We start from the raw sequence: 10,169 nt of genomic DNA, 5'->3' as shown, positions 1-10,169 counted from the left end.
CGAGCTGCAGGCGTCGCGGAAACTGGCCGAGGCGGCCCAGCAGATGGCGGACACCCCCTCCGCACTGCAACTGCGCCTGCTGCAGACCATCGTGGCGGTCGCCGCGGAGAAGAACTCCACCCTCGTGCTGCCCTTCCCGGTGGAGCTGCTGCGCTTCCTGGAACGGGCCCAGCAGCCGGTGCCGACGGCTCCGGCGCCGGTTCCGCAACCGGCGCCGGAACCGGTGCAGGAGCAACCTCCGTCCGCCGCACCCCGCGTGGAGCCGGATCCCGAGGAGTCGAATTCGAGCCAGGAGGGGGACACGCGGACCGGACCGCCGGTTACCCGCCCGTAGCGTTTGCAGTGCGAACCGCCCTCCGCGTCCATGACCTGTCAGGACATAGAGGGCGCACGGTCGTTGCCGTACGCGCGTCCTGAAGTCGACCTTGTGTGCTCCCTGTGGGGTTCGGAAGAGTAGGCGCCGTTCAGCCGGCCCGGACACGGCTTTTCCCGTACGCCGTCCCCGTGGCCGTGCGCCTTCCGGTTCGGTGAGGTCCCCACAATCTCCCGGACCGTCCCCCCACAGGAGGACGTGAGTTGAAGCACCGACGCATACCCGGGCGACGGGCGGCCATGGCGGGCGCGGGTGTCGCCGCACTGGTCGCCGCCGGAGTCACCTTCCAGACTGCGAACGCCAGTGAGACCCCGGACGCCTCCGGACCCCGGACGCTCTCGGTCGCGGCGGCCGGAAAGCTCGCCTCGACGCTCGCCGAGGACCTCGGCGCCGACGTGGCGGGAACGTACTACGACGCGAAGAGCAAGAGCCTCGTGGTGAACGTGCTCGACGAGGCCGCCGCCGAGACCGTCGAGTCGGCCGGCGCCGAGGCGAGAGTCGTGGCGAACTCCCTCGCCGAGCTGAAGAGCGCACGCACCGCCCTCGAGCAGGACGCCGCCGTCCCGGGCACCTCCTGGGTGACCGACCCGATCACCAACAAGGTCGTCGTCACCGCGGACCGCACCGTCTCCGAGGCCGAGTGGGCCACGCTGGAGAAGGTCGTCGGCGAGCTCGGCTCCACCGCCGAACTCCAGCGGACCGAGGGCGAGTTCAAACCCTTCGTCGCGGGCGGCGACGCCATCACCGGAAACGGCGGGCGCTGCTCGCTCGGCTTCAACGTGACCAAGGGCGGCGAGCCGCACTTCCTCACCGCCGGGCACTGCACCGAGTCCGTCTCCACCTGGTCGGACTCCTCGGGCGACGTGATCGGCGAGAACGTGGCGTCCAGCTTCCCGGGCGACGACTACGGCCTGGTCAAGTACACCGCCGACGTGGCCCACCCGAGCGAGGTCAACCTCTACGACGGCTCCACGCAGGCGATCTCCGGCGCCGCCGAGGCCACCGTCGGCATGCGGGTCACCCGCAGCGGCTCCACGACCCAGGTGCACTCCGGCACGGTCACCGGTCTGGACGCCACCGTGAACTACGGCAACGGCGACATCGTCAACGGCCTGATCCAGACCGACGTCTGCGCCGAGCCCGGCGACAGCGGCGGCTCGCTCTTCTCGGGCAGCAGCGCGGTCGGTCTCACCTCCGGCGGCAGCGGCGACTGCACCTCGGGCGGCACGACCTTCTTCCAGTCGGTGACCCGGGCCCTCGCGGCGACCGGCACCCGGATCGGCTGAACCGCACGCACCCCGTGAAGTCCCGCCCCGCGCGCGAGGGGCGGGACTTCCGCGCGTCCGGGTCAGGGCGCCCGCGCGGGCGGCTCGGCCCCGTACCGTCCGCGGTACGCCACCGCCGACAGCATCGTGACCACGATCCCCGCGAGGGCCCACGCCGACAGCACCAGCAGGGGACCGAGCACGGCGTTGCCCTCGAAGTACGCGATCGAGCGGGCCGTCCAGGTGCCCGCGCCCGGCGGCAGCGCCGGGCCGATCGCCGCCCAGAACGGCGGCAGCATCGGCAGCGGGAAGGCACCGCCCGCGCTCGGGTTGCCGGCGATCACCACGAGCAGGATCGCCAGCCCGATGCCGACGATGCCGAAGAGGCCCTGGAGGGCGAGGGTGGCGACGCCGACGGCGAAGGTGACCAGCGCGCCCAGCCCCCACAGGGCCGCCACACTGCCGGGCAGCGCGCCCAGGACCGGCCCGACGATCACCGCGCCGCCGAGTCCGCCGACGAGCGCCACCAGGGCCATGGCGCCGATCCGGATCGCCGCGCGGCGCGGGTCGGCGGGCCGGGCGCCGGCGCTGATCGCCAGGATCGAGGCGCACAGGTAGCCGCCGACGCACCAGCCCACCACCACGTAGAAGGACGACAGCCCGTCGAAGTCCTGCCGTGAGGCCGGAGCCACGTCGACGGTCCGTACCGTGCGCCCCTCGGCTTCCTCCAGCCTGCCGACGAGGCTCTCCAAGGTGGTGGCGAGGACGGTGCCGCCGCCGGAGGCGACCAGCAGGGTGTCCCTGCCGCCGGCCGGGTCCACGATCAACGCGCCGTCGATCTCCCGGTCCGTGATCCGCCTCCGCGCGGTCGCCTCGTCGGCCACCGCGCGGGGGTCCAGCGGGGAGTCGGGCAGCCGCTCCAAACGGGTCACCGCCCGCTCGGCGACGGCCGGCGGCGCGACGACCCCGAAGGGCACGTCCCGCGGCTTCGGACGGTGCAGCGCCCCCACGTAGGAGGCGATGAAGAGCAACTGGAGGACGATCACACCGAGCACGAGCAGGGTGGCCCGCGGAGTGACGGCTTCCTTCACCTCGCCGAGGAACGAGCTGCGGGACGGGTCGGCGCCGGCGGTCTGCGTCATGCCCCCACCGTCCGGTGGACCGGCTGTCCGCGCAGGCGGGACGGGGCCGAACGGATGCCGCACACAGGTTCGGTACGGGCCTCGACGGGACTGGGGGGCCGGAGCGCCCGGGGCGCGCTCGGGGACGGAAGTGCGCGGGGCGCGGGAGGGATTGCCGCACGTCACGCCCGAGGGCGTCGATTCGTCCCGCTTGGTGACGCCTTATCAGGTCCGGATGGGCCGCCGCCGGTCGACGGTGGAATTTTTTACCGACCCGTAACTTCCCAGTTTCCCTACTCGTCCGTAACTTGACGAGTGAACAGCATCCTCGTGATCCGGATCACAGGGAGCAAGACCCCCCACCTCCCCATGACCCGCAAGGAGATCACCCGATGCTGCCCTGGAAGCGAGTGATCAGACCGCTGGCCGCACTCCTGCTGGCCGCCGCGGTCCTCACCGGCCCCACTGCCACCGGCGCCCACGCCTCCGCCGCACCCGCGGGAGGAGGCTGGAACGACTACTCCTGCAAGCCCCCCGCCGCCCATCCCCGCCCCGTCGTCCTGGTGCACGGCACCTTCGGCAACTCGATCGACAACTGGCTGGGGCTCGCGCCCTACCTCGAGCGCCGCGGCTACTGCGTCTTCTCCCTCGACTACGGGCAGCTGCCCGGCGTCCCCCTCTTCCACGGCCTCGGCCCCATCGAGAAGTCCGCGGAGCAGCTCGACGCCTTCGTCGACAAGGTGCTGGCCGCGACCGGCACCGCCGAGGTCGACCTCGTCGGCCACTCGCAGGGCGGCCTGATGCCCCGCCACTACCTCAAGTTCCTCGGCGGGGCGGACGAGGTGAACGCCCTCGTCGGGATCGCGCCCAGCAACCACGGCACCACGCTCGGCGGCCTCACCCGCCTGCTGCCGTACTTCCCGGGCGCCGAGCACCTGCTGAACGAGGCCACTCCCGCCCTCGCGCAGCAGGTCGTCGGCTCCGGCTTCCTCACCAAGCTCAACGAGGGCGGCGACACCGTGCCCGGCGTCCGCTACACCGTCATCGCCACGAAGTACGACCAGGTGGTCACCCCGTACCGCAGCCAGTACCTGAACGGGCCGAACGTGCGCAACGTCCTGCTCCAGGACCTGTGCCCGCTCGACCTGTCCGAGCACCTGGCCGTCGGGCTGCTCGACCGGATCGCCTTCCACGAGGTGGCCAACGCCCTCGATCCGGCCCGCGCCACGCCCACCACCTGCGCCTCCGTGTTCAGCTGACACGTGTAGGCGGAGGCGAACGCGTCGGGGCCCTGTCCGGCCTGAGCCGCCGGACAGGGCCCCGAGTCGGTTCAGCGGCCGTGCCGCCCGCCCGCCGCGCGCCGCCGGTTGGAGGCGAACAGCGCCGCCGAGCCCAGCGCCAGCGCCGCGGCCCCGCCGACCATCAGGTACGGGGTGCTGTCGTCGCCGCCGGTCTCCGCGAGGTTCTCCGAGCTGCCGGCCGCCTTGGGCCGGTTGGGCTGGTCGGCGGCGCCGTCGGAGGCCTCCGGGGCGGTGTCGTCCTGCGCCGCGACGGGTGCCGCCGAGGTGTCGGGGTCGTCGTCGCCGTGCCCGTGGTTCTCGATGGTCGACTTCTTCGCCGCCTCCTCGAGCTGCTCCTCGGACGGAGCGGTGGCGGTCGGCGCCGGGGCGGCCGCCTGCTTGGGCGTGTCGCCGCCGCCGGCCTCGCTCGAGCCGCCGGCCTCGTCCGCCCGGCCGGCCCCGCCCCCGCTGCCGCCGCCGAACGTGACGTCCGAGCAGGAGTAGAACGCCTCCGGGCTGTCCGAGCGCTGCCAGACCGCGTACAGCAGCTGCGCGCCGGAGCGCTCGGGGAGGGTGCCGGTGAAGGTGTAGAAACCGTCCACGGCGGCCGGGTCGGTGGCCTTCGCCACCGGGTTCGCCAGGTCCAGGTCGCTCCAGGCCAGCGGCTTGGACGGGTCGTAGCCGGGCTTGGTGATGTACACCTCGAAGGTGCCCTTGTGCGGGGCGGTCACCCGGTACTTGAAGGTGTACGACCCGCTGCCCACGCTCGTCGCCGGCCAGTCCGCGCGGGCCAGGTCGAGGCCCTTGAACTGCTCGTTGTTCGCGCTGCACAGCTTGCCGTCGGGGATGAGCTCCTGGTGGCGTCCGCCCGCGTCGCCGATGCGGATGCCGTTCCAGTCGTAGAGGGCCTGGGTGCCGCCGGCCGCGACCGCCGCCTTGCACGCCGCCGACTTCGGGCTCTCCGGGCCCTCGGCGTGGCACTGCGAGACCCGGCTGACCGGGTCGCCCATCGAACCGTGCGCGGACGCCGGTGCGGCGGACAGCCCGGTGAGGGCGAGCGGAACGAGACCGACGACGGCGACAGCGGCCTTGCGGCGTGCGGGCATGGGACAGCAACTCCTCGGCAACGATCACTGGACTCGGGGGGTGAATCCCGTGGGGGTGACTCAGAAGCTAGCCCCGGGAAACCGTGGAATCGCCTGTCGGAGGCCGTGGAGGGGGATCCTTATGGTCGCGTTAAGGGAGTGCTCAGGCTGGGATCAGGTACGTGCCGAACGCGGCGGGGCGGACGGGCCGCGAGACCTGCCGCGTCCGGGGCGGACGGGCCGCGAGACCTGCCGCGTCCGGGCCGGCCGGCCGGCTCAGCCGTCGGGCCACCAGGTGCGGGCGATGTCCCCGCGGACCTCCGGACGTCCCGCGGGGCGCTCGTCGGCCTCTTCGCGGGTCCGGCGGGCGTCCGTCTTCTTCGGGGGCTTCTGCACGGTGACACGGCGCATGGCTGCCTCCTTCGGGGCCACCGGGTTCCGTGTTCTCACGGAGGTGGACCTTTCGGGGGAGAGTTCCTCATCGGTCCCGGTCTGTCTGTGGCCGCCGTCACGAATCGATTGTCAGTGGGGGGTGTCACCCTCGGGACATGAGCAACGACACGGACCGGACGGGCACGGACGGTGTCGACTGGGACGCGCGGGCCGCGGCCTTCGACGACGAGCCGGACCACGGACTGCGCGACCCGTCCGTGCGCGCCGCCTGGGACGGACGGCTGCGCACCTGGCTGCCCGGACGGGCGGGCGACGTCCTCGACCTCGGCTGCGGCACCGGCAGCCTGTCGCTCCTCGCCGCCGAGCAGGGGCACCGGGTCACCGGGGTCGACCGGTCCCCGGCCATGGTGGCGCTAGCCCGGGAGAAGCTCGCCGGGCGCGACGCGGTGTTCCTGGTCGGCGACGCGGCGGCGCCGCCGGTCGGTGAGCAGCGCTACGACGCCGTCCTGGTGCGGCACGTGCTGTGGACGCTGCCCGAACCGGGCGGCGCCCTGCGGCACTGGCGCGGGCTGCTGCGCCCGGGAGGCCGGCTGGTGCTGGTCGAGGGGGTGTGGGGGACGGTGAGCCCGGTCGGCGTACCGGCGGACCTGCTCACCGCCCTCCTCGCCCCGCTCGCCGGGCGGGTGCGGGTGGAGCGGCTGTCGCAGGAGGCGGCGCTGTGGGGCCGGGAGGTGGACGACGAACGGTACGCGGTGGTCGCGGTGCCGGACTGACCCGGCCGCCTCACCGAAGCAGCGTGCCGAGGCCGTCCCCGCGCGCCAGCGCCTCCAGTTCGTCGAGCGCGGCCACGGCGGCGGCCGCCGCCCGCGGGTCCGTTTCCGTCAGGCCGCTCGCCGCGAACTCGTCCTCGTCCAGCCGCCGTACGTCCGTGCCGTCCGCACCGACCCACAGGTCCAGGTCGAGGTCCTCGACGACCAGCCGGGTGCCGGAGAGCTCGACCGGACGGGTGATGTCGCAGTAGTGGCCCTTGAGGGTGCCGTCGCCGGCGCGGACCTCCTTCACGGAGTACCACCGGTCGCGCCAGTAGTACTCGGTGAAGACGTCACCGGGTTCGAAGCGCACGAAGCCGAAGTCGCGCACGCCGTCACCCGCCCACGGGGCGCGCACGGTGACGCGGGTGCCGTCGTCGGCGAGCAGGTCGGCCGGGTAACGGATCTTCTCCCGGCCCGCCTTGACGAGAACGACGTCCAAGGCGGCCGGACGGTCAGCCGAGTTCGCGGACATACCGCACCTCCGTGGCGCACGCTTCGTAGCCGAACCACTGGTTGATCGCGATCATCGGTCCGTTGCCGGTGTCGTTGCCCGTGAACGCCTCCGTGTACCCGGCCGCGCGGGCGCGGTGCAGGGAGGCGTTCTTGACGAGCTTGGCCAGACCCCGGCCGCGGTGGGCGCGGGCGGTGCCGGTCATGGCGGTGCCGTACCGGGTGGAGCCGTCGGTGTGGACCGCGGTGAAGGCGGCGGGGCGGCCGTCGGCCACCGCGACCGTGGTCAGGCCGAGGTCGAGGAGGGGGTGCTTCCAGGTCTGCTCGAGCCACGCCTCGTAGTCGGTGAACTCGGTGCCGATGTCGCTCGGTTCGTCCGAGGCCGTCTCCGCGTCCAGCGCGAACAGCGGGCGCGGGTCGTCGGCGAAGTCGGCGCCGGTGCGCAGTTCGACACCGGGCGGCGGGCCCTGGAGCGGGGGGAGGGTGCCGTGCGCCAGGTCCAGGCGGAGGAAGCGGGCCGAGCGGCCGGCGCGGTAGCCGTGCCGTTCGGCGAAGGCGCGGTTGCCCGGCTCGTCCAGCACCCAGGCGAACAGCCGGGTCGCCCCGTGCGCGGCCAGGTGCTCCTCGGCGGCGCGCACGAGCAGCGCCCCGGCGCCCCGGCGCGTGTGTCCGGGATGCACGTACACGTTGACGCTGCCCTGGCCGGGCTCGGGGCTCTCGTGGGCCAGGTGCACCTGCGCCGTCCCGATCACCTCGCCGCCGGCCACGGCGACGAGGGGACGGTAGTGGGCGTCGGGGTGCGTACGGGTGAGGTCGTGGGCGAGGGAGTCCGGGGTGAGGAGCATGAACGGCAGCGCGGCGTGCCGGACACGGGCGAAGCCCTCGAGATCGGCGCGGGCGTCGGGGCGGAGGTCGCGGACGAGCACGGTCATGGAGGCGCACGCTACGGGGTACGCACCCGGGGTGCCTCCGATTTTCCGGCGCGTGCGGGACAATCGGGCCGTGACCTTGAAGATCCATATCGACGACGGCGCGCCGCCGTACGAGCAGGTGCGGGCGCAGATCTCCGAGCAGGCCCGGTCGGGAGCGCTGCCGGTGGGGTACCGGCTGCCGACGGTGCGGGGGCTGGCCGGGACGCTCGGCCTCGCCGCGAACACGGTGGCCAAGGCCTACCGGGCGCTGGAGGCCGACGGGGTGATCGAGACCCGGGGCCGCAACGGCACGGTGATCGCCGCCGCGGGCTCGGCGGCCCAGCGGGAGGCGGCGTCGGCGGCCCAGGGGTACGCGGAGCGGGTGCGGCGGCTCGGGCTGACCGAGGACGAGGCGCTGGCCGCCGTGCGGGAAGCCCTGCGGGCGGTCTACGGGGAGTAGCCGGGGCGGCGCGACCCGCCGGTCCGCGCCCCGTGCCGACGACCGCGGGGTCCGCGGCCACCGGTACGGCTCACAGGTACAGCCCCGCGTCCGCGTCCCCGCGCGGTTCCGGCAGGGCGGTCGGGGAGGTGCCCCGGCGCAGGGCGTACAGCTCGGCCAGGGTCGCGCCCTCGCGGCCGACGCCGTCCTCGCGGCCCAGCCAGTTCGCCGCCTCCGCGCGGGTCAGCGGTCCGACCTCGATGCGGGCCAGGCAGCGGCCGGGGCGGACGACGGCCGGGTGCAGGCGCTCCAGGTCCTCGTTGGTGGTGACGCCGACCAGGACGTTGCGGCCCTGGCCGAGCAGACCGTCCGTGAGGTTCAGCAGCCGGGACAGCGCCTGCCCGGCCGTGTGCTTGGCCTCGCCGCGGATCAGCTCGTCGCAGTCCTCGAGGAGCAGCAGCCGCCAACGCCCTTTCCCCGCCGCGTCCTCCTCGCCGATCGCGATGTCCATCAGATAGCCGACGTCGCTGAAGAGCCGCTCCGGGTCCAGGACGCAGTCCACCTGGCACCAGTCCCGCCAGGACCGGGCCAGGGTGCGCAGCGCGGAGGTCTTGCCGGTGCCCGGCGGGCCGTGCAGCAGGAGCAGCCGGCCCGAGATGTCCTCGGGGGTGGTCTTCATCAGGCGGTCCATCGCGTCCGCCACCGGCGCGGTGTAGTTGGGCCGGACCTCGTCCCAGGTGCCCGCCGAGATCTGCCGGGTGGTGCGGTGCGGGCCGCGGCGCGGGGAGACGTACCAGAACCCCATGGTGACGTTCTCCGGCTGCGGCTCGGGCTCGTCCGCCGCGCCGTCCGTGGCCTCGCCCAGGATCTTCGCCGCGAGGTCGGCGCTGGTCGCGGTGACGGTGACGTCGGCGCCCCGGTTCCAGCGGGAGACCAGCAGCGTCCAGCCGTCGCCCTCGGCCAGGGTGGCGCTGCGGTCGTCGTCCCGGGCGACGCGCAGCACCCGGGCGTGCGCGGGCAGAAGGGTCGCCGCGGAGCGCACGCGGTCGATGGTGACGGCGTGCGAGTACGGCTGCTCGCCCGTCGCGAAGCGGCCGAGGAACAGCGCGTCGACGACGTCGGACGGGGAGTCGCTGTCGTCGACGTTGAGCCGGATCGGCAGTGCGTCGTGCGGGTGTGCAGGCATGCCGCCATGATCGGGCACCCGGGGGCCGCGTGCACCCGGTTTCCGGGGTGCACGCGGATGTGTCGCCCGTGCGGTCCGTCGCCGCGGGGTCAGCCCGGTGGCCGGCGGACCAGCCGCCGGGCCTGCCGGGCCCGGCGGACCACCGCGTACCCCTTGGTCAGGACGCGGTCCCGCGCGAAGGTGCGCGCGACGGCCCGCCCCCGGACCAGCCGCTCGAACTCGGCGGCGTCCGTCGACCGCCGCACGGTGACCCGTCGCAGGGCGTACGGTCCCTGGGCGCGGCGGGCGAGGCCGTTGCCGACGGCGAGCGCCTGGGCGTACCCCGTCTCCCGCACCGCCTCGCGCACCCGGCGGCTGGAGTAGCCGTAGGGGTACGCGAACGAGGACGGGACGGAGCCCAGTTGGTCCGAGACGATCTCCTTGCACAGGATCAGCTCGGAGCGCAGCCGGCGGTCGTCGAGCTGGTCGAGCTGCGGGTGGCTGTGGCTGTGCCCGCCGATCTCCACGCCCGCACCGGCCAGTTCGCGCACCTGGTCCCAGTCCAGCATGGTGTCCGGGCCGCCGCCGGTGTCGTACGGCCCCCGCAGCCACCCCGTGGAGACGAACAGGGTGGCCGGGAAGCCGTGCTTGGCGAGCACGGGCAGCGCGTGCCGGTGCACGCCCTCGTAGCCGTCGTCGAACGTGACGAGGACCGGGCGGGCGGGCAGCGGGCGTCCCGAGCGCCAGCGGGCCGCCAGGTCGGCGGTGGTGACGGGGGTGAGGCCCCGGTCCGCGAGCACCGCCATCTGCTCGGCGAACGCCTCCGGGGTGAGACCCCAACGACGCGACCCGTGCCCTCTCCGTCACCCCGGAGG

10 protein-coding genes and 2 pseudogenes are annotated in these 10,169 nt (G+C 74.0%); 5 read left to right on the top strand and 7 right to left on the bottom strand.

Annotation, left to right across the window (positions count from 1 at the left end; all coding sequences use genetic code 11):
- A pseudogene (locus tag B7L92_RS01745) lies at positions 1-334 on the top strand (slipin family protein); the annotation flags it as partial.
- A 242-nt stretch (positions 335-576) separates the two neighbouring features.
- Complete coding sequence (locus B7L92_RS01740) at positions 577-1,659, top strand: S1 family peptidase (protein ID WP_107501343.1); 1,083 nt, start codon at positions 577-579, stop codon at positions 1,657-1,659.
- A gap of 62 nt (positions 1,660-1,721) precedes the next feature.
- On the opposite strand, the gene B7L92_RS01735 is transcribed toward B7L92_RS01740, so the two are convergent.
- A complete protein-coding gene (locus B7L92_RS01735; RefSeq protein ID WP_081235730.1) occupies positions 1,722-2,780 on the bottom strand; it encodes an ABC-2 transporter permease in 1,059 nt (352 codons plus the stop codon).
- A 371-nt stretch (positions 2,781-3,151) separates the two neighbouring features.
- Here B7L92_RS01735 and B7L92_RS01730 point away from each other — a divergent pair, with 371 nt between their 5' ends.
- A complete protein-coding gene (locus tag B7L92_RS01730; RefSeq protein ID WP_081235729.1) occupies positions 3,152-4,018 on the top strand; it encodes an esterase/lipase family protein in 867 nt (288 codons plus the stop codon).
- Between the two features lie 71 nt (positions 4,019-4,089).
- On the opposite strand, the gene B7L92_RS01725 is transcribed toward B7L92_RS01730, so the two are convergent.
- A complete protein-coding gene (locus tag B7L92_RS01725) occupies positions 4,090-5,145 on the bottom strand; it encodes a lytic polysaccharide monooxygenase auxiliary activity family 9 protein (protein ID WP_081235728.1) in 1,056 nt (351 codons plus the stop codon).
- Positions 5,146-5,400: 255 nt separating this feature from the next.
- Entirely contained in the window at positions 5,401-5,535 is a 135-nt protein-coding gene (locus B7L92_RS41850; RefSeq protein ID WP_107501342.1) for a hypothetical protein, read from the bottom strand.
- A gap of 137 nt (positions 5,536-5,672) precedes the next feature.
- On the opposite strand from B7L92_RS41850, the gene B7L92_RS01720 reads away from it, so the two are divergent.
- Positions 5,673-6,290, top strand: a complete 618-nt coding sequence (locus B7L92_RS01720; protein WP_081235727.1) for a class I SAM-dependent methyltransferase — start codon at positions 5,673-5,675, stop codon at positions 6,288-6,290.
- Between the two features lie 10 nt (positions 6,291-6,300).
- Here the strand turns inward: B7L92_RS01720 and B7L92_RS01715 are convergent, their stop codons facing one another.
- Together B7L92_RS01715 and B7L92_RS01710 are read right to left on the bottom strand one after the other, a co-directional pair.
- Positions 6,301-6,801, bottom strand: a complete 501-nt coding sequence (locus tag B7L92_RS01715; protein ID WP_081235726.1) for a ribonuclease FAU-1 family protein — start codon at positions 6,799-6,801, stop codon at positions 6,301-6,303.
- Entirely contained in the window at positions 6,782-7,711 is a 930-nt protein-coding gene (locus B7L92_RS01710; protein ID WP_081235725.1) for a GNAT family N-acetyltransferase, read from the bottom strand. Before B7L92_RS01710 ends, B7L92_RS01715 begins: the two co-directional genes overlap by 20 nt.
- 70 nt (positions 7,712-7,781) lie before the next feature.
- On the opposite strand from B7L92_RS01710, the gene B7L92_RS01705 reads away from it, so the two are divergent.
- Entirely contained in the window at positions 7,782-8,150 is a 369-nt protein-coding gene (locus tag B7L92_RS01705; protein WP_174703909.1) for a GntR family transcriptional regulator, read from the top strand.
- A gap of 70 nt (positions 8,151-8,220) precedes the next feature.
- On the opposite strand, the gene B7L92_RS01700 is transcribed toward B7L92_RS01705, so the two are convergent.
- Positions 8,221-9,315: a DUF5925 domain-containing protein gene (locus B7L92_RS01700; RefSeq protein ID WP_081235724.1), complete on the bottom strand. Its 1,095-nt coding sequence runs from the start codon at positions 9,313-9,315 to the stop codon at positions 8,221-8,223.
- Between the two features lie 89 nt (positions 9,316-9,404).
- Positions 9,405-10,130, bottom strand: a pseudogene (locus tag B7L92_RS01695) (polysaccharide deacetylase family protein); the annotation flags it as partial.
- Positions 10,131-10,169 lie beyond the last annotated feature (39 nt).

This window comes from Streptomyces viridosporus, assembly GCF_002078235.1.
GTDB lineage: Bacteria > Actinomycetota > Actinomycetes > Streptomycetales > Streptomycetaceae > Streptomyces > Streptomyces viridosporus.
This window is presented reverse-complemented; position numbering and strand designations above follow the sequence as displayed.

Coding starts and splice junctions, on each gene's coding strand:
- B7L92_RS01735 (WP_081235730.1), bottom strand. CDS start 2,780: ATGACGCAGACCGCCGGCGCCGACCCGTCCCGCAGCTCGTTCCTCGGC.
- B7L92_RS01730 (WP_081235729.1), top strand. CDS start 3,152: ATGCTGCCCTGGAAGCGAGTGATCAGACCGCTGGCCGCACTCCTGCTG.
- B7L92_RS01725 (WP_081235728.1), bottom strand. CDS start 5,145: ATGCCCGCACGCCGCAAGGCCGCTGTCGCCGTCGTCGGTCTCGTTCCG.
- B7L92_RS41850 (WP_107501342.1), bottom strand. CDS start 5,535: ATGCGCCGTGTCACCGTGCAGAAGCCCCCGAAGAAGACGGACGCCCGC.
- B7L92_RS01720 (WP_081235727.1), top strand. CDS start 5,673: ATGAGCAACGACACGGACCGGACGGGCACGGACGGTGTCGACTGGGAC.
- B7L92_RS01715 (WP_081235726.1), bottom strand. CDS start 6,801: ATGTCCGCGAACTCGGCTGACCGTCCGGCCGCCTTGGACGTCGTTCTC.
- B7L92_RS01710 (WP_081235725.1), bottom strand. CDS start 7,711: ATGACCGTGCTCGTCCGCGACCTCCGCCCCGACGCCCGCGCCGATCTC.
- B7L92_RS01700 (WP_081235724.1), bottom strand. CDS start 9,315: ATGCCTGCACACCCGCACGACGCACTGCCGATCCGGCTCAACGTCGAC.